This window comes from Cohnella baijiui, assembly GCF_020731285.1.
GTDB lineage: Bacteria > Bacillota > Bacilli > Paenibacillales > Paenibacillaceae > Cohnella.
Window position 1 is genome coordinate 1 of sequence record NZ_JAJFOW010000054.1, and the last position, 18,529, is coordinate 18,529.

Genomic DNA, 18,529 nt, shown 5'->3' on the forward strand with positions numbered 1-18,529 from the left:
AGCATCTCGTTGCCAACGAGAAGGTCGCGGGTTCGAGCCCCGTTTTCCGCTCCATCGATTATGCGCCCTTAGCTCAGCTGGATAGAGCGTCAGACTACGAATCTGAAGGTCGGGAGTTCGACTCTCTCAGGGCGCGCCACTTTTTTAATCATCATCTCGGGACGTAGCTCAGCTTGGTAGAGCACCTGGTTTGGGACCAGGGGGTCGCATGTTCGAATCGTGTCGTCCCGACCATTTCCGTGATGCGGGTGTAGTTCAATGGTAGAACCTCAGCCTTCCAAGCTGATGGCGTGGGTTCGATTCCCATCACCCGCTCCATACATAACACCCACGAGAAGCCTTGATATATAAGGCTTCTTTTTGTTTTGTCCATTCGACAAAGGACGGAACTCATTTCGCTTAGGGGGCAAATTTAAACCGTTCGGGGTTTAGATCCTCCAATGGGGCTTCGGATGTGAACCCGTTTCATTGGGGTGGCTGGCACTTAGGACAACCGCAATAGGACAAAGTTGAATTTCGTCCATTTGAATAAACCTGCGCTCCCTGCGCAACAATAGATCAAAACGCGTTATTTAGCGAGGTTGATTTCGAATGGTAAGTACGTTAATTTTGATCGGTGCTGTTGTTTGTTTGGTCGGAGGCGTGCTGTCGGTTGTTGTAATGCGGAAGAAACAAAATAATGAATGGGATATGACGGCTGACAAGAAGATGTTGGACAATCCCGTAAAGTCGAATCCCATTATTTATGTGTATTGGATTTTTCCAATTGCAGTGATCGTTGGAGCCATTTTATTTGGGCTATATTATAAATAATGGGCGGGAGTTGAAATGAATGGAAAAGAAACGATATTTTATTTCGGTTCAAGCCAGAACAATCATGTTGAATCAAGGTGATGCGGCATATGAATTGGAAATTCAAGCAACCGACGATGAAGTCGATAAATTAAATGAATTGTTTGAGTCTCTTGAAGAGTTTGATCAAAGCACTTATTTCCGAGCCCACTATCCCGGAATTCCGTACCATCACGATAAAGCAAATGATGGGTACGACTACTTTCTCAGGGAAATATATAATACGCTTTATGATTTAGGAACTGATGAAACAAGGCAGCATATAAGCGCCATAACGGACAGTTTAAACTCCATGGGAGAGATCTAACTCCATCCGACCCAAAACTTATAGCTTCGACCGCTCAGGCGATAAGATTGAATAACTGCATTGCCAATAGGCGTTGCAGTTTTTTTTGGAGAGGGATGCCGTGGCTAAGTAAAGGCCGACGAGCGACTGAAGCCAACGATCGCGAAGGTGATGGACAAGGTCGCGGACCCGGAGCAGTAGTATGGGGCACAAATGGGGAACGGGAACCGAATCGAAAAAAGTGTTGCATTTAGCGTTTTGGGTGTGATAAGATAACAAACATGTCAATGAGCAGTCAGCCTTCCACGCTGATAACGTGTGTAGGATTCCCATCACCCGTTCATGCGGAAATAGCTCAGTGGTAGAGCATCTCGTTGCCAACGAGAAGGTCGCGGGTTCGAGCCCCGTTTTCCGCTCCAACTACATAACCGACTCCCTTGCCTCAAGGCAAGGGTGTTTTTTTATCATTAAAACCCGCAACCCCCGAATCCGTCGCTGTAACGAAACTTTCGCTAGAGCCCCCTTTGATTTACCCATGCGCAATCGGAACGTATAAGATGGGGGCGAACCGGAGCTGGTGGACACAGCGCTTCAGTTAGGCGCCGCTCATGCGCCTTCGGATGCGGGACGCCCGCACCGGCCTGCTCTACCATGCGTGGGACGAGACGCGCGCGATGCCCTAGGCGTCCGCCGAGACGGGCTGCTCGCCGGAATTTTGGGGTCGGTCGATCGGCTGGTACACGCTGGCGCTCGCGGAATTCCTCGATCTGCTGCCGGCGGGCGATCCCCGGCGTGAAGAGCCGGCGCAGGCGCAAGCGGAGCTGCTCGGCGCGCTCTTGCGCTACCAGGACGGCGAGAGCGGCTTGTGGTACCAGGTCGTGGACAAAGGCCATCTGCCGGACAACTGGCTCGAAACGTCCTGCTCCAGCCTGTTCGTCTACGCGCTCTGCCGGGCCGTCGCGCAAGGCATCGCGGGGGAGGCGGAAAGGCGGGCCGCCGCCGGGGCTACGCCGGCCTGAATGCCCGGCTGGAACGGGACGCTGCGGGACGGATCGCGCTGCCGGGCATCTGCATCGGCACGTCTGCGGGCGACTACGACAACTACGTTACCCGCCCGCGCAGCGTGAACGATCTGCAACGGCGTGGGCGCGTTCGTCATGGCCTGCGCGGCGATGCAGCGGATGGAGGAGGAAGCGGGGACGAGATAGCCCTAGCGATACAATCGAATACCGAACGGAGAGCCGACGCGGGGCAGCGCCCCTAGTCGAAGCTCCGCCACCAGACGCCCGCGTACTCCGGTACGACGGGCAATCCGCGTTGGGCCGTCCGGCCGCCCAGCTCGTCGCCGAAGAAGAAGCGGGCGAGACGCTCCGCTTCCTCCGCGTCGGCGAACGTATAGTCGAAGCGGAAGCAGTCATGCGCGAAGCCATAATCGCGCTCCAGCGAGGCGTAGTAGCCGCGGAGAAACGACGGCGGATTCGGCTCCTCGAAGCCGGTGCCCATCGTTTCGAACAGGATGGCGGTGCCGCCGGGCCGAAGGACGCGGCGAATTTCCGCGGCGATCGCCGCCAGCCGCTCCCCTGTCGGGTCGGCGTCTTCATTGGCGGAATAGCCGACGCTCCAGCCGGAGACGAGCAGATCGGCGCTGCCGTCCGCCGCCGGAATGCGTTCGTGCTCGCCGACGGCGGTCCGCCAGTTGCGCAGGTCCTCCGCCTCCAGGCGATCCGCGGCGACCTGCAGCATGGCGGCGGACGCGTCGACGGCGAAGATGGAGCGCGCTTCGGATGCGAGCGGCACGGTCAGCCGGCCGGTGCCGGCGCCGAGGTCGATGACGTCCAGGCCGGCGACCGGACGGATGGCGTCGATGCGGCTCAGCAGCGAGGGCTGGGCGGCGATGAGGCGGTGGTACTTGTCGGCTTGCGAACGGTAAATCTGATCGTGATCGGGCATAGGGAAATCTCCTTTCGATTCGAGTATGGGATGAGGATGTAGGTCTATTAAGAGAGGCTCAGAATGAGGCACGGCCTCGGAAAAGCGTCGCCGTGGCCGCCGGGACTGCTTAAGAGACGGTCTCCGCATAGATCAGGGAGACGCCGTCGCCGACGCGTTCGATTTCGTACGCGAATCCCTGGGCGGACAGCGCCTTCCGCAGCGATTCCAGGCTGACCGGGGCGCCGGCTTCGCGCTGCTTGCCGCAAGCGGCCGTCAGGTCGGCGAAGGCGAGCCGTCCGCCGGGCTTCAGGACGCGCCGCTGCTCCGAGAGGGCCAGCGCCTGCTGGGCCTCGTCCAGATGGCGGAATGCGAAGCTCGAGACGGCGAAGTCGAACTGCGCGTCGGGATACGGCACCGAGACGAAGTTGCCCTGCCGGGTCTCGATGTCGGGATGCCGAGCGGCGCACCGCTTCAGCATCTCGCGTGATTGGTCGACGGCCGCCATGCGCGCTCCCAGCGCTTGCAGCCGGCCGGCGAGGTTTCCTGTACCGGCCCCGAGATCGATCCCGCGCTCGCCCGGCCGCGGTCGGATGCGGCCCGAGAGGCGCGCCAGCGCCTCCTCATAGTGCCGCCGGATCCGCTCCGCGCCCTCCGCGGGCGCTGCCGACAACGTCTCCGCCTCGTGCGAAGCCGCTCGGCCGTCGTAGTCCCAGCGGTCGACCCAGCCGGACCGCGCTTCCCGCAGCCGCCGGGAGCCTTCGGCGAGCGCAGTCAGCTCGTCCGCCGCGAGCGACCCGGTGTCCCGCAGCAGCGCGATCAGCCGCTCCGTCGTCTCGATCTGCTGCTTCCACTCCAGCCAGCGGGCGTACATCGCCGACCGCTGCAGCTCCAGCAGGCCGATCAGCTCGTCCCCTTCGTCCGCCTCGAGGCGCGCGAGCGCGGCCGCCGTCTCGGCGAGGCCGAGTCCGGCTTCGCGCAGCGCCACGATCGTCTGCAGGCGCCACACCTCCTGCTCCGTGAACCGGCGATAGCCGTTCTCCCGATCCTTCGCCGGCCGGATCAGCCCCTTTTGCTCATAGAACCGCACCGTGCGCGTCGTGATGCCGAGCCGGGCGGCGACGTCGCGGATCTGCATGCCGATCCCTCCTTCGACTTCATTGTAAACGTTGACGCAGCGTTAATGTAAAGCTCTTCCGAAAGGCGGGTACATAATTTAGGAAGCTTCGGAAAGGGGCAGATTTTCAAGTCGGTTTGTAGTATGATATTCAGAAGAGTGTTTTTGCGTTGAAAGTCAAAGTTTGAGGTGAAGAGGATGACGGAATTGGGGACGGTGAGCCGCTCTTCGTCCAACCACTTGCTGCGCCGGGACGTGCGATTCCTGGGCAACATTTTGGGCGAGGTGCTGGTGCACCAAGGCGGCCGCGAGCTGCTCGACCACGTAGAGAGGATCCGGGAGACGAGCAAGGCGCTGCGCGCCGAATTCGTGCCCGAGCTATACGAGGAATTCGTTAGTACGATCAACCACCTGGAGCCGGACATCCGGCATCAGGTCATCCGCGCGTTCGCGATCTATTTCCAACTGGTGAACATCGCCGAACAAAACCACCGCATCCGCCGCAAGCGCGATTACGAGCGCTCCGCCGGCGAGTCCGTTCAGCCGGGATCGATCGAGAGCGCGATCCAGGAGCTGAAGGAGAAAAATCTCCCGATCGACGAGGTGCAGGAGCTGCTGGGCGGCATCTCGCTCGAGCTTGTCATGACGGCCCATCCGACCGAGGCGATGCGCCGCGCCGTCCTCGACATCCATAAACGAATCGCGAACGACATGATGGAGCTGGACAACCCATCGCTCACCTACCGCGAACGGGAGAAGCTCCGCGAGCAGCTGCTGAACGAGGTGCTGACCCTCTGGCAGACCGACGAGCTGCGCGACCGCAAGCCGACCGTCATCGACGAAGTGCGCAACGGCATGTACTTTTTCCACGAAACGCTGTTTAACGTCCTTCCCGACGTCTACGAGGAGCTCGAGCGCTGCCTCGGCAAGTACTATCCCGAACGGAAATGGCACGTGCCGACATATCTGAGGTTCGGCTCCTGGATCGGCGGCGACCGCGACGGCAACCCGTCGGTCACGGCGAACATCACGTGGCGGACGCTCCACATGCAGCGCAACCTCGTCATCCACAAGTACGAGACACTACTGCGTGCTCTCATGCGCAAGATGAGCTTCAGCACGTCGATCGTCCGCGTCTCGGACGAGCTGCTCGAATCGATCGATGGCGAGCGGGAGCAGGTCGAGCTCAAGTCGGTGGACCGCTGGACCAACGACAACGAGCCGTACCGCGTGAAGCTGACATACATGATCCAAAAGCTGCAGAACATGCGCGACGACAAGCTGAAAGGTACCGCCCAGCGTTACCACACGGTGGAGGAGTTCATCGCCGATCTGCAGCTGATCGACCGCAGCCTGCGCCATCACTATGCCGACTTCGTGGCCGACACGGACCTGAAGAAGCTCGTCCGCCAAGTCGAGCTGTTCGGCTTCCATCTGGCCGCGCTCGACGTGCGCCAGCATAGCAAGGAACACGAGAACGCGATGACCGAAGTGCTCGCCAAAGCGGGCGTAACGGCCGACTACGCGGCGCTCTCCGAGGACGAGAAGATCGCGCTGCTGCACGGCCTGCTGTCCGACACCCGTCCGCTGCTGCACGAGAACGCCGAGCTGACCGACGGCACCAAGGAGTGCCTCGACGTCTACCGGACGATCTACCGCGCGCAAGAGGAGTTCGGCCGGGACTGCATCTCGAGCTATCTCATCAGCATGACCCAAGGCGCGAGCGACATGCTCGAAGTCATGGTGTTCGCCAAGGAAGCGGGCTTGTTCCGCCGGGCGCAGGACGGCTCCATCGTCAGCACGCTGCAGTCGGTGCCGCTGTTCGAGACGATCGACGACCTGCACGCCGCGCCGGACATCATGAAGACGCTGTTCGAGCTGCCGGTTTACCGGGAGACGGTCCGTGCGATGGGCGATCTGCACGAGATCATGCTCGGCTACTCCGACAGCAACAAGGACGGCGGCATGGTGACCGCCAACTGGGAGCTGCGCGTCGCGCTGAACGAGATCACCGCGATGGCCAAGCGCTACGACGTCAAGCTGAAGTTCTTCCACGGACGCGGCGGTGCGCTCGGACGCGGCGGCATGCCGCTGAACCGCAGCATCCTCGCCCAGCCGCCGCATACGATCGGCGGCGGCATCAAGATCACGGAGCAGGGAGAAGTGCTGACCTCCCGCTATTCGATGGAGGGCATCGCCTACCGCAGCCTCGAGCAGGCGACGAGCGCGCTCGTGAAGGCGGCGTACCTGGCGAAGCAGCCGGCCGAGGAACAGGCGAACCACGCCGAGTGGGCGGCCATCCTGCCGGAAATCTCCGAGACGGCGCAGACCAAGTATCAGGATCTGATCTTCCGCGATCCGGGCTTCATGACCTTCTTCAAGGAGTCGACGCCGCTGTCCGAGGTCGGCGAGCTGAACATCGGCTCCCGCCCGTCCAAGCGCAAGAACAGCGAGCGCTTCGAGGATCTGCGCGCGATCCCTTGGGTGTTCGCCTGGACGCAAAGCCGATACCTGCTGCCGGCTTGGTATGCGGCGGGCACGGCGTTCGAGCAATACGTCTCCGGCGACCCGGCGAAGCTCGAGACGCTGCGCCGGATGTACCGCGAATATTCCTTCTTCGCGACGCTCGTCGACAACCTGCAGATGGCGCTCGCCAAGGCGGACCTGCTCATCGCCGGCAAATACGCCGACATGATCAAGGACAACGAGATTCACGAGCGCATCTTCACCTTGGTGGAGGAGGAATACAACCGCACGAAGGCGATTCTGCTGCAGATCACGGGACAAAACGAGATTCTCGACAACGTTCCGGTCATCCAGGAGTCGATCCGACTGCGCAATCCGTACGTCGATCCCCTGAGCTACCTGCAGGTGCAGCTGCTCACGGAGCTTCGCGAACGGCGCGCGAGCGGCGAGGACGACGCCGAGCTGCTCCGCGAAGTGCTGCTCACGATCAACGGAATCGCGGCCGGTCTCCGGAACACCGGCTGATCGACGCGCGCTCGACCGCAAATCAGGCATTCAGGCCCGGGTGCCAGCCCGGGCCTGTCTTGGCGATATCGGAGATCGGCCTTTCGCCGAGGGCGGTCCTTGCTTTTTCGGGGAGCGTGGATTACCATTTTCCTAGTAAGCTTACGCATGCGGAGGCGGCCGTTCGGCCGAAACGCGGCGTAGATCGCGATCGTCTTCCTCCTTCTCGGAACGGGGCTGCCGGCGGTCTGCTCCCTATCGGTATCCCGCAGCGCCCCCGGCAGCCTCGCCGTGCTGCCCGGAGCGTCGAAGCAAGCGTCCGTCGCGCGCCGGCGCCCCGTGCGCCGCCGCCCGGACGAGAAGCGGCGCCCGCCGAAGCCCGTGCCCGACGGCGGTGAAGGGAAGCGGAGGAATTGAACGAGTGAAGCCAATAGAAACGCGGCTCGCGCGGCTCGCCCGCAAGGGAGACCAGCGAGCGTTCGCGGAGATTGTGGACTTATACAAGGACAAGCTGTTCCATCTCGCTTACCGGATGATGAACAACCGCCAGGAGGCGGAGGACGTCGTCCAGGAGTCTTTTTTACGCGTGTACAAGCATCTGGACCGCTACGACGAGAACCAGAAGTTCTCCACGTGGATTTACCGGATCGCGACCAATCTGTGCATCGACCGGCTGCGCAAGCGGCGTCCCGTCTACTCGCTCGACGCGGAGTCCTCGGATCACGAAGGACTGGACGGTTACGCGATGCTGCCGAGCGACGACCGGACGCCGGAGAGCGAGCTGCTGCTCTCGGAAACCCAGCGGATCATCCACGAGGCGATCGAGACGCTGCCCGTCAAGTACAAATCCGTCATGGTGCTGCGTTACTTGCAGGACATGTCGCTGCAGGAGATTTCGGACGTGCTGGACATGCCCGTCACGACGGTCAAGACCCGCGTGCACCGGGGCCGGGAGTTTCTCCGGAAAAAGCTGGAGCATAAACTGTAGCGCGAATCGAGGGGAAAGTTGAAACCCTCCACGAAGCGTTACGTACAGTATAGAAGCACTAGTCATGGAGGAGTGCGTTCTCCTTCCATGTAGAAAGGGATGGCGATCATCATGAAGTGCAGCGATGCCGCGAGGTTGATGCATGACTATCTGGATCAGGAACTGCCGCGCGATCAGTGCAAGCTGCTGCAGCTCCATCTTCGTGAATGTCCGCAGTGCGAGGCTCGGTTCCGCGCGCTGGAGCGGACGGACGCCCTAGTGCATGCGATGCCTGCCGTGTCGGTCCCGGACGACCTGGCCAGCCGGATTATGAAGTCTCTCCCCAAGTCGCACAAGCCCAAGGCATGGACGGGATGGGTACAGCGCCACCCGGCCGCTTCGGCCGCCGCGTTTTTCCTCGTCGTCATGCTCTCGAGCTTCGTCGCGATGTGGAATCAGGACGATCAGCTCAAGCTGAGCGGAGACGTCGAGCATGTCGTCGTGCGAGGCCATACCGTCATCATCCCCGCCGGACAGACCGTCAAGGGCAATCTGACGATCGAGAACGGCGAGGCCCAAGTGCTCGGCGAAGTCGAAGGCAACCTGACGGTCATCGACGGCAATGTCACGCTCGCCTCCACCGCGCACATTGCGGGCAAGGTGAAGACGGTCGACCGCGCGTTGGACTGGGTATGGTACAAAGTGACCTCATGGTTCGACACCGTCGCCTACGGCTCTTGACCGTTCGAGCCCGGCGCGTGCCGCCTGCGGCCGGCCTCCCTGGACATCGGGGAGGTTTTTTTGTATTCTAGACAGGATTTAGGCGAACGAGTAGAGAAGACAATATAGATATATCCTAAATCGGAAAGCCGCGTTTATCAGCCGCTTTTCGACATGATTACACATACACGCACAAGATTCGGGAATCCCGATCGAGACGCCAAACGGGGGGTGCGTCTTGGACTATTTCGAGAATTTGACTTGGTCGGGCGCCATCAAGGACGCCGCCGACATTCTCATCGTAAGTTACCTGGTGTACCGTATGATCCTGCTCGTTCGCGGCACCCGGGCCGTTCAGCTGCTGAAAGGCATCCTGCTGCTCGTTATTACTTACGCGCTCAGCACCTGGCTCAATCTCTACACGCTCAAGTGGCTGATGAACCAAATGTTCACCTTCGGCGTCGTGACGATCGCGATCATCTTTCAGCCGGAGCTGCGGCGCGCGCTGGAGCAGCTCGGGCGGGGGAAGTTTTTCAACCGATCCTCCGCCGAGGATCCGGATATCAGCCACCGGATCAACGAAGTGATCAAAGCCGTGCAATATTTGGCCCGCCGCAAGATCGGAGCGCTCATCGTCTTCGAGCGGAGCACGGGTCTGAACGACTATATCGAATCGGGCATCAAGATGAAGTCCCAGGTCAGCTCGGAGCTGCTGATCAACGTCTTCATCCCGAACACGCCGCTCCACGACGGGGCGGTCATCATGCGGGACAACGAGATCATGGCCGCCGGCTGCTACTTGCCGCTGTCGGAGAACCCGTTCATCAGCAAGGAGCTCGGCACCCGCCATCGCGCGGCTATCGGGATCAGCGAGGTAAGCGACGCTATCTCCGTGGTCGTTTCGGAGGAGACGGGTCATGTCTCTCTCGCGCTGAACGGTCAGATCGTGCGCGACATCAAGGAAGAGTCGCTCATCTCCAAGCTGTTCGAAGAGCTGCGCCCGACCAAGGACAAAGCCAAAGGCGGAGGCTGGGCCTTCTGGAAACGGAAGGAGGGCGATGACCGTGGATAAATGGCTCAGCCATCCGACGGCGATCAAGATCGTCTCTCTGGCGCTCGGCATTCTGCTGTGGGCGGTCGTCCACTTCGATCCGGAGTCCCGCACGCCGAGCAGCGTGGCGTCGCTGCTGGAGAACCGGACGATCAACGACGTCAAAGTCGTCGCCATCAACCTGGACGAGCGTAATTACGTGCTCCGGGAAATCAGCCCGCAGAAGGTGCGGCTCACCGTGCGCGGCACCCGCAACGACCTGTTGTCCGCCCGTACGAGCGACTATACCGTCCGCGTCGACCTGGGCAGCCTGACGGCGGGGACGCATACGCTGCCGCTCCGGGCCGACCTGCCGCGCGGCATCCAGGCGCTCGCGATCACCCCGTCGACCGTGTCGGTCACCATCGAGGAGCTGGAGACGAAGGAATTCGAAGTGCAGGTCGCGCCGGCGGGAACGCCGAAAGCCGGCTACAAGGCAGGGGCTCCGGTGCTGAGCCCGACGAATCGGGTACATGTGACCCTGCCTGCGAGCGAGATGGAACGCGTGGATCACGTGGGCGCGTCGATTTCGATCGAAGGCGCCGACGCGACCATCAAGGACAAGAGCGTCAAGCTTGTCGCCTATGACGACAAGGGCAAGCCAATCGAGGGCGCCGTCATCGATCCGGCGGTACTGGGGATCGAGGTACCGATCACCAATCCGTTCAAGACGGTGCCCGTCCAGTTCAAGCTCTCCGGCAGCTTGCCGCCGGGTCTCAGCATCGCTTCGTTCCAGCCTGAGACGGACAAAGTCACGATATACGGGCCGCAAAACGAGCTAGACAAGATCGACTTGGTCGAAGCCGACGTCAAGCTAAGCGAGCTGACCAAGTCGGGCAAGGTGATGGTCCCGCTGAGCGGGGCCAAAGGCATTACCGAATTCTCGCCCAAGGAGCTCGGGATCAACGTCGAAATCGTGCTGTCGTCGACGCGCTCCCTTCAGGGACTGCCGGTGACGGTGAACGGTCTCGGTACCGGGCTGACGATGAAAATCACGGATCCGGCCACCGGCAAGGTCGACATTACGATCCAGGGGGCGCCGGCGATGCTGGACCGCCTGCAGCCCGGCGACGTGAGCGTGGAGGTCGACCTGTCCGGCCGCGGTCCGGGCACCTATACGGTGCCGCTGCGGGTCAATCTTCCGCGGTTCATCCACCAGTCGGGCGGCAATCAGTCGCTCACGGTGGAGATTGCCCCGGAAGTGCCGGCAACCACGCCCCCGGCCGAGAGTCCGCCGCCGGACATGCCGGCGGACGGAACGGCCGACGGGACGCATACGCCCGACGGTTCGGGCAGCACAGACGGCACGGACGATCATACGAAGACCGAGGGCTGAGGTCCCGTCGCGGGAGCGGCTCGAGGTCACAAAAAAGGACCGGCTGGGACAGCGGTCGAGTACGCGGATGAAGGAGAATACGACGACATGGGGAAATACTTCGGAACAGACGGCGTACGCGGGGTTGCGAACCGCGAATTGACGGCGGAGCTCGCTTATAAGATCGGCCGCTGCGGCGGTTACGTATTGTCGGGAGGAGCGGCGCGTCCGCGCGTCGTCATCGGTCTCGATACGCGCGTCTCGGGCGCGATGCTCGAGAGTGCGCTGACGGCGGGACTGCTGTCCATCGGCGCGGACGTGGTGCGCCTCGGCGTCGTCAGCACGCCTGCGGTCGCTTACTTGACCCGCACGCTGGGCGCGGACGCGGGGGTCATGATCTCCGCCTCGCACAATCCGGTGGCGGACAACGGCATCAAGTTTTTCGGAGGCGACGGCTTCAAGCTCCTCGACGAGAAGGAAGCGGAGATCGAGAAGCTGCTCGATGCCGAGGAAGACACGCTGCCCCGCCCGATCGGCAAGGACCTCGGCACGGTGCAGACGGACCTCTCGCTCAAGCAGCGCTACGTCGACTTCTTGAAGACGACGGTGTCGCAGTCGTTTCAAGGGCTCAAGATCGTGCTCGACTGCGCGCACGGGGCGGCTTACGAGCTGGCGCCCGCGGTGTTCCGCGAGCTGGGCGCCGAAGTCGTGGCGATCGGCGCGGAGCCGGACGGCCTCAACATCAATGACGGCGTCGGCTCGACGCATCCGGAGCTGCTGGCCGCCAAGGTCAAGGAGCTGGGCGCCGACCTCGGCCTCGCGTTCGACGGCGACGCCGACCGCTTGATCGCGGTCGACGAGAACGGCGAGGAGGTCGACGGCGACTTCATCCTGCTCATCTGCGGCGAGGCGATGAAGCGGGCCGGCAAGCTGAAACACGACACGGTCGTAACGACGGTCATGGCCAACATCGGCTTCTTCAAAGCGGCCGAGCCGCTCGGCCTCCGGACGGCCAAGACGGCGGTCGGCGACCGCTACGTCATGGAGGAGATGGTCCGGGGCGGGTACAACCTCGGCGGAGAGCAGTCGGGACATGTCATCTTCCTCGACCTGAACACGACCGGCGACGGCATCCTGTCCGGCTTGCAGCTCGTCGATACCGTCGTCGCATCCGGCAAGAAGCTCGGCGAGCTTCGCCAAGTGATGCGCAAGTATCCGCAGGTGCTCGTGAACGTCCGCGTGGCCGACAAGTCCAAGTACGACGGCAACGCCGCCATCGGCGCCGCCGTAGCCGCAGCCGAAGCCGCGCTCGGCGACAACGGACGCGTACTCGTTCGTCCGTCCGGCACGGAGGCGCTCATCCGGGTCATGGCCGAAGGTCCCGACCGTACGGAGATCGAACGCCACGTCGAAGCGATCGCCGACGTCATTCGTCAAGAACTGGTCTAATTCGTTCGTCTCATCCTTCCCCGGCGCCGATGGTGCCGGGGATTTTGTCATTTCCGGGGAAATGGTGCGCCGGGCAGGGGGCGGATCGTTCGCGGGATCCAATTTTTCGGGAAAGGGGCTGTCGAAGGTTGCAACCCCTTTTCAAAACGAATATGATAGGGAGTATATTCGAGAACGGAAAGGCAGGGCAGGAAAAGAAGAAGCACGACAAGCGCCAGAACTTGCCGCCCGTCGCGGGGCAAGTTGACGAGGTGGAGGTGTTCGGATTTGTTCGGCGGGGACCTCCCGGCCCGCATCGGGGCCGACAGCCGGAAGACAAAGCGCTCAGGGCAACCGGGCGTACAATATTCCGGTACGGTGCATCATAAGGAACAAGGATATTCTTTCGCCTAAAGTCGTGCGGGGGCCGTCGTCCGGTTGAATTCGGGCGAGGCACGCATGCGTGCGGGCGATTTGTGCAATGTCCGGCGAACCGGGACCCGGTCGCTTGCGGACATGTCGTGTTAGGGTGATGCGGGAGGTCGCGCTTCAAGGAGGAAGCGTCAGGCGCTCCAGGGATGACCTCTGGTTTCATACGGCTTGTATAGGGCATGCGGCTCGGTTTCGGTTGCCGGCACGTCATCATTTCGGACGTCTACAACTGAAACGGAGGTCTATTTTAACATGTGCGGAATCGTCGGCTATATCGGATATCGGGAAACGCAACCCATTTTGATCGAAGGCTTGAAAAAATTGGAATACCGCGGATATGACTCGGCGGGCATCGCCGTTCATACCGGTCAGAAGCTCGAAGTGACGAAGTCGGTCGGCCGTCTAGCCAATCTGGAGAACCGGTTGACGGGCGAGCCGCTGTGCGGCACCGTCGGCATCGGTCATACGCGCTGGGCGACGCACGGCAAGCCGTCCGACGCCAACTCGCATCCGCACACGGACAACTCGCTGAAGTTTTCCGTCGTGCACAACGGCATTATCGAGAACTATCTAGAGCTGAAGGAAGAGCTCGTTCAGGAGGGACACCGGTTCCTGTCGGAGACGGATACCGAAGTCATCTCCCACCTCGTTGCCGTCGAGTACGAAGGCGACATTGTGAAGGCGGTGCAGAAGGCCGTCCGCAAAATGCGCGGCGCGTTCGCGCTCGGCGTTCTGACCGAGCACGAGCCGGATCGGCTCGTCGCGGTCCGCTACGCGAGCCCGCTGATCATCGGCGTGGGCGAAGGCGAGAAGTTCATCGCGTCGGACATCCCGGCGATTCTCGAGTATACGCGCGACATCTATATCCTCGAGGACGGGGAGATGGCGGTGCTGACGCGCGATCGCGTCGACCTGTTCACGATCGAGGGCAACCCGATCGCGAAGGACGTCTTTCACGTCAACTGGGATCTTATGACCGCCGAGAAGGGCGGCTACGACCACTTCATGCTGAAGGAGATCCACGAGCAGCCGAAGGCGTATCGCGACACGATGCGCGGCCGGATCAGCGAAGACGGACGGTCCGTCGTTCTGCCGGAGATCAAGCTGACGCCGGAGCAGCTGCGCGGCATCAATCGCGTGCACATCGTCGCCTGCGGCACTGCGATGCACGCGGGCATGGTCGGCAAAACCGTCATCGAGTCGCTGGCGCGTCTGCCGGTCGAGACGGACGTGGCGTCCGAGTATCGCTATCGCTCGCCGATCATCACGCCGGAGACGCTTGTCATCGTCGTGAGCCAGTCGGGCGAAACGGCCGATACGCTGGCGGCGCTCCGCGAAGCCAAGCGCTGCGGCGCGCATGTCCTCGCGATCACGAACGTCGTCGGCAGTTCCGTTGCCCGCGAGGCGGACGACGTCATCATCACGCTGGCTGGGCCGGAAATCGCCGTCGCATCGACGAAGGCGTACACCTCGCAGCTGATCGCCTTCTACTTGCTCGGCCTGTACATGGCTCAGACGCTGGGTACGCAGGAGGAGGCGCGTATCGCGCACATCCTCGCCGCAATGGATTCGCTGCCGGACCAGGTGGAGAAGATCCTGGCTCAGTCCGATACGGTAAAGGGCATCGCCGAGGCAATCTCCAAGCACAGCAACCTGTTCTTCATCGGCCGCGGCATCGACTATGCCGTCGCGCTTGAAGGCTCGCTGAAGCTGAAGGAAATCTCCTATATCCACTCCGAGGCGTATGCGGCCGGCGAGCTGAAGCACGGCACGCTGGCGCTGATCGAAGAGGGCGTCCCGGTCATCGCGCTGCTCACGCAGGAAGACCTGTACGAGAAGACGCTTAGCAACATTAAAGAAGTGAAGGCGCGCGGCGCCGACGTGTTCGGCATCGCCAACGAAGGACACGAAGCCGAGGCGGCGAAGTCGGTCGACACCCTTTTCTCCATCCCGCGCACGCTGCCGCTGCTCACGCCGGCCCTGTCCGTCGTGCCGCTGCAGCTGCTGTCCTACTACGCTTCGCTGGCGCTGGGCCACGACGTCGACAAGCCGCGCAATCTGGCGAAGAGCGTGACGGTGGAGTGAGTGGCTTTGGATTCTGGAAGATTTGTCTATTGATAAAAAAGTGTGGAACCAGTAAAGAATGCCTGGTAAAAAACTGAACCAATAAAAAAGCGTGGAGCTACTAGAACAGTCCCGATGATGCTTTGTTAGGTCATCGGGACTCTTTTATTAAGAAGGAACCGTAGCCAGTGTTAGGGGAGCGAATTCGAGAAATTAGATAGAAAAATCAGTTGAACCAAATGGATTTTTCAATTCAGATTGGGTGTCTCAGGGGACTCTGAGTGAACAAGAGCAGAACAATTCCAAGCACCAACCTTGTAACATAAAACAGACTCTTTAAACAGATATTCAGCTTCCCCATACATCTGCTTTCTTAATGTCGTATCTTGCTTTCCGAACCGCTGTCCGCCACAGAATTTTGAGATGCCCGTACAAACCAACTAAGTTTACAAATGAACAAATGTGGGCACATAACATTACAAATCCGCTTAAAAAAGATGATTCATGGGAAGAAGCTTTAGATAAAATTCTAGAAGCTTCCGACGGAAAAAAGCAGGTTATTGTCATATCGCATCTCATACAGAGGGATATCGGAAAGCAAGAGAAAGGTTCTTGCTGATCGACTAAGGTCATTATTAACTAGTAAAAGCTACTGAAATAATCAGTGGCTTTTTAAAATGCATATTCCGACTAATAAAGAAAATAACCAATTTACTTTCAGGTTCCGATAGAATTGGCCCCATTGATTTGGATTAATTGAGAGTTAATTACATTAGCTGTGGTATAATATACCTACTATGAATTGCCTAGAGGGGGACGGAGCATGACACCACACGAGTATTTGCAATCTGTTTTAGAAGAAGAAAAGTTCGATATTAACGAAGAACCAGAAATAAAGGAAAAGAGAGACGAAGTTGAAGAATTAATGAGAACTGAATACGGAAACAGGATAGTCTCCTTCAAGTACTCGGGCTCAATCGCTAAATATACGGCTATCAAAACAAGTAAGGACATGGATCTAGCTATCCATTTTAAACATGATGCTTTTTCGACACTGAAAGAAATGTATGACTCGATAAAGGTGTTTCTAGAAAAGCATTACACTGTAAGAGAACAGAGAGTATCACTAGGATTAGATGGCCTTAACGTGGATGTTGTCCCTGGAAGAAGAATTAGTAAGGACGACTTGGCAAACAATGACGTGAATTTATACCGTTCAGATACGGCCACATCAATAAAAACAAATATTGAGATACATAAGGAGCACGTAAGAAATAGCGATTCAAGGGAAATTATCAAATTGATAAAAATATGGCGCGAAAGGTGGGGGTTAAAGTTTAAATCTTTTGCAGTGGAGTTACTAGTTATTAAGGCGCTGGATGGTTTCGCTAGTACGGGACTTGATAATAAGGTCAAGAAGGTACTCAACTACATCAAAGATGAGGTTGAAACTGTAAATCTTGTTGACCCGGCTAATTCAAACAACAATGTAGCAGATATTATTGATTATTCGAGAAAACTGCTTTTCAAAACAACGGCAACCACGTGTCTAAGTGAACTAGATAATGCCGGTTCAGATAAGGATAAATTACTTTCAGCATGGAAGTTTGTCTATAAAGATAATAATCAGAATGAATCCAATTCAGCACCAACCAATGGCTTTATAATGGCTACTCAAGACTGGAAAAGGCAGCCCGATCGCAGACATGGTTAATATAATTAAATCATGGTTTGAAAGAATCCCGGAGCTTTTTGAAAGAGAAAAAAGAATAATGGCAAGCTTGGGATTCGAATTAGATATGGAAAAACTACATGCGGAGAAGCAAGTTTTATTTAGGGGAGCATCGAAATGTAACATTGCGTACCCACTGGAGTTTATTTATCCAAGTGGGTTTCCTTCTTTTCCTCCAACAGTAATATGTAATGTTCCATTTGATCTATTGTTAACCCGGCATCACTCTCCAGATACAAAGGTATTGTGTTGTTTTGGTTTTAATGAGGAGAGATGGAACTCGAGTTATTCTGGTCTTGATGTATTTTTAGAGGTGGAGAGTTTAATAAGTGATTATTTGCCTGGTACTAGGGTTCCGCAGCATGATTTAGTTCCTGAACCCGTAGTAAAGTATTTTGATTACTTGCAAAATGCAGCCCTATTAATTCCACCTCCCTTTGGTAAGCTGGACTATGGTGAGCTTAGAAAATATCCATACGCTAATATCCGATTGAATAAATACGGAAAAGGGATTGTTGTCTCTCTTGAATCTAAAGGTGGGAGAATTAGCTTAATAAGGGCTTATGAGGATTGGTTTCATGATACCACCATTTATAAAGCAAAGGTTATTGTTGCGGAGAACCCACCACCATCTAATGCTGCAACTTTAACGGATTGGTTAGAGGGTCAAGGCCAATTTGTTGGATTTAGGAATCAACAGATCTCGTACTACCTCATAATTTTCCCGGATGAATGGGGCAAGCGCGGCCTTACAAGACCGACATGGATTTTGATTAAAATGAGTAACAGAATGCCTTCGTGGATAAGATGTTTTTCTATCAATGATGAAGACACGATGATAAGGAATCCTTCATTCTCTTCATTGAAAAGGAAAAAGGCTCTGTTGATTGGAGCAGGTTCAGTGGGGTCTTCAGTTGCAACTGCGCTAGCCCAAGAGGGGATTGGGGAGTTAACGATTATTGATCCAGACATATATGAGCCAAGTAATTCGATAAGACATCAGGTCGGGCAAAGTTGGTTTGGATTTAACAAAGTCGAGGCTCTTAAGGAACGAATTAATTCATTATCCCCTGAGACAATTGTTACCCCTCTGACGGCGAGGGTTGGGAATACTCGGAGAAATGATAACGAGTACCTCATGGCAGAAATTATTCGCTCGGATATTGTTATCGATACAACTGGAAGTCATTCAGTGACTCATTATATGAATAGTCTCTGTATGGATATTGGAAAGCCGTTTTTGGTCGGAACAGTAACGAATGGTGCTTGGAGCTCAGAAGTTATTACTATTTGTCCGGGTGATACAGGGTGCTGGATTTGTTGGAATATGCAATATGGAATGGAGATGCCCCCTTCTGAACCAATGAGTAACTTAACCTTTGCACCGGGCTGTAACCAACCAACGTTTTCCGGTGGTGTTTCAAACATTATAGTTGCGGCGGGTTTTATAGTTCAAGCAGCGATCGATGTATTGTTAAAGAAACGACTAGCGGGTCAAGAATACTTGGTTTGGCATAGTAGAAATAAAGAGGGAGAACGCAGTTATGGGATCGAATGTAAACCAATAACAAAACACCCTAACTGTAACCATTGCAAAAGGACATGATTGAAAAAATATTTCTCTGCG

The 18,529-nt window shown here is 57.7% G+C and carries 13 protein-coding genes, 4 tRNA genes and 1 pseudogene; 16 read left to right on the forward strand and 2 right to left on the reverse strand.

Annotated features, from left to right (window positions below; genetic code table 11):
* Window positions 1–62: 62 nt before the first annotated feature.
* The 7 genes and pseudogenes from LKX83_RS29080 to LKX83_RS29110 all read left to right on the forward strand — a co-directional run.
* Window positions 63–139: transfer RNA gene (locus LKX83_RS29080), tRNA-Arg, on the forward strand.
* Between the two features lie 18 nt (window positions 140–157).
* A tRNA-Pro gene (locus tag LKX83_RS29085) sits at window positions 158–234 on the forward strand.
* A 10-nt stretch (window positions 235–244) separates the two neighbouring features.
* A tRNA-Gly gene (locus LKX83_RS29090) sits at window positions 245–318 on the forward strand.
* 273 nt (window positions 319–591) lie between these two features.
* On the forward strand, window positions 592–813 hold the full coding sequence (locus tag LKX83_RS29095) for a hypothetical protein (RefSeq protein WP_227886342.1): 222 nt from the start codon (window positions 592–594) through the stop codon (window positions 811–813).
* 19 nt (window positions 814–832) lie between these two features.
* The gene (locus LKX83_RS29100; RefSeq protein ID WP_227886343.1) at window positions 833–1,159 is read left to right on the forward strand and encodes a hypothetical protein; all 327 of its coding nucleotides are present in this window, start codon (window positions 833–835) and stop codon (window positions 1,157–1,159) included.
* A gap of 323 nt (window positions 1,160–1,482) precedes the next feature.
* Window positions 1,483–1,557, forward strand: a tRNA-Gly gene (locus tag LKX83_RS29105).
* A 279-nt stretch (window positions 1,558–1,836) separates the two neighbouring features.
* Window positions 1,837–2,157: pseudogene (locus tag LKX83_RS29110) on the forward strand (glycoside hydrolase family 88 protein); the annotation flags it as partial.
* Window positions 2,158–2,398: 241 nt separating this feature from the next.
* Here LKX83_RS29110 and LKX83_RS29115 read toward each other — a convergent pair.
* Together LKX83_RS29115 and LKX83_RS29120 are read right to left on the reverse strand one after the other, a co-directional pair.
* On the reverse strand, window positions 2,399–3,088 hold the full coding sequence (locus LKX83_RS29115; RefSeq protein WP_227886344.1) for a class I SAM-dependent methyltransferase: 690 nt from the start codon (window positions 3,086–3,088) through the stop codon (window positions 2,399–2,401).
* Between the two features lie 109 nt (window positions 3,089–3,197).
* Window positions 3,198–4,205 (reverse strand): MerR family transcriptional regulator, encoded by a 1,008-nt coding sequence (locus LKX83_RS29120; protein ID WP_227886345.1) that lies wholly within the window; start codon window positions 4,203–4,205, stop codon window positions 3,198–3,200.
* A gap of 177 nt (window positions 4,206–4,382) precedes the next feature.
* On the opposite strand from LKX83_RS29120, the gene ppc reads away from it, so the two are divergent.
* The 9 genes from ppc (at window position 4,383) to LKX83_RS29165 (ending at window position 18,508) form a co-directional block, all read left to right on the forward strand.
* Entirely contained in the window at window positions 4,383–7,175 is a 2,793-nt protein-coding gene (ppc, locus tag LKX83_RS29125) for a phosphoenolpyruvate carboxylase (protein WP_227886346.1), read from the forward strand.
* A 409-nt stretch (window positions 7,176–7,584) separates the two neighbouring features.
* Entirely contained in the window at window positions 7,585–8,142 is a 558-nt protein-coding gene (sigW, locus tag LKX83_RS29130) for an RNA polymerase sigma factor SigW (RefSeq protein ID WP_370639149.1), read from the forward strand.
* Window positions 8,143–8,253: 111 nt separating this feature from the next.
* Window positions 8,254–8,862, forward strand: coding sequence for a zf-HC2 domain-containing protein (locus LKX83_RS29135; protein ID WP_227886348.1), 609 nt, complete (start codon window positions 8,254–8,256; stop codon window positions 8,860–8,862).
* Window positions 8,863–9,079: 217 nt separating this feature from the next.
* Window positions 9,080–9,913: a diadenylate cyclase CdaA gene (gene cdaA, locus LKX83_RS29140; RefSeq protein WP_227886349.1), complete on the forward strand. Its 834-nt coding sequence runs from the start codon at window positions 9,080–9,082 to the stop codon at window positions 9,911–9,913.
* Entirely contained in the window at window positions 9,906–11,267 is a 1,362-nt protein-coding gene (locus LKX83_RS29145) for a CdaR family protein (RefSeq protein WP_227886350.1), read from the forward strand. Before cdaA ends, LKX83_RS29145 begins: the two co-directional genes overlap by 8 nt.
* 87 nt (window positions 11,268–11,354) lie before the next feature.
* A complete protein-coding gene (gene glmM / locus LKX83_RS29150; protein WP_227886351.1) occupies window positions 11,355–12,695 on the forward strand; it encodes a phosphoglucosamine mutase in 1,341 nt (446 codons plus the stop codon).
* 663 nt (window positions 12,696–13,358) lie between these two features.
* The gene (gene glmS / locus LKX83_RS29155) at window positions 13,359–15,191 is read left to right on the forward strand and encodes a glutamine--fructose-6-phosphate transaminase (isomerizing) (RefSeq protein ID WP_227886352.1); all 1,833 of its coding nucleotides are present in this window, start codon (window positions 13,359–13,361) and stop codon (window positions 15,189–15,191) included.
* An 802-nt stretch (window positions 15,192–15,993) separates the two neighbouring features.
* A complete protein-coding gene (locus tag LKX83_RS29160) occupies window positions 15,994–16,884 on the forward strand; it encodes a nucleotidyltransferase family protein (protein ID WP_227886353.1) in 891 nt (296 codons plus the stop codon).
* Complete coding sequence (locus tag LKX83_RS29165; protein ID WP_227886354.1) at window positions 16,877–18,508, forward strand: ThiF family adenylyltransferase; 1,632 nt, start codon at window positions 16,877–16,879, stop codon at window positions 18,506–18,508. Before LKX83_RS29160 ends, LKX83_RS29165 begins: the two co-directional genes overlap by 8 nt.
* Window positions 18,509–18,529: the final 21 nt, after the last annotated feature.

Bases quoted from the DNA above. Each gene is read 5' to 3' on its own strand.
- LKX83_RS29120 (WP_227886345.1), bottom strand. From the start codon at position 4,205: ATGCAGATCCGCGACGTCGCCGCCCGGCTCGGCATCACGACGCGCACG.
- LKX83_RS29115 (WP_227886344.1), bottom strand. From the start codon at position 3,088: ATGCCCGATCACGATCAGATTTACCGTTCGCAAGCCGACAAGTACCAC.
- glmS (WP_227886352.1), top strand. From the start codon at position 13,359: ATGTGCGGAATCGTCGGCTATATCGGATATCGGGAAACGCAACCCATT.
- glmM (WP_227886351.1), top strand. From the start codon at position 11,355: ATGGGGAAATACTTCGGAACAGACGGCGTACGCGGGGTTGCGAACCGC.
- LKX83_RS29165 (WP_227886354.1), top strand. From the start codon at position 16,877: ATGGTTAATATAATTAAATCATGGTTTGAAAGAATCCCGGAGCTTTTT.
- LKX83_RS29135 (WP_227886348.1), top strand. From the start codon at position 8,254: ATGAAGTGCAGCGATGCCGCGAGGTTGATGCATGACTATCTGGATCAG.
- ppc (WP_227886346.1), top strand. From the start codon at position 4,383: ATGACGGAATTGGGGACGGTGAGCCGCTCTTCGTCCAACCACTTGCTG.
- LKX83_RS29100 (WP_227886343.1), top strand. From the start codon at position 833: ATGGAAAAGAAACGATATTTTATTTCGGTTCAAGCCAGAACAATCATG.
- LKX83_RS29095 (WP_227886342.1), top strand. From the start codon at position 592: ATGGTAAGTACGTTAATTTTGATCGGTGCTGTTGTTTGTTTGGTCGGA.
- LKX83_RS29160 (WP_227886353.1), top strand. From the start codon at position 15,994: ATGACACCACACGAGTATTTGCAATCTGTTTTAGAAGAAGAAAAGTTC.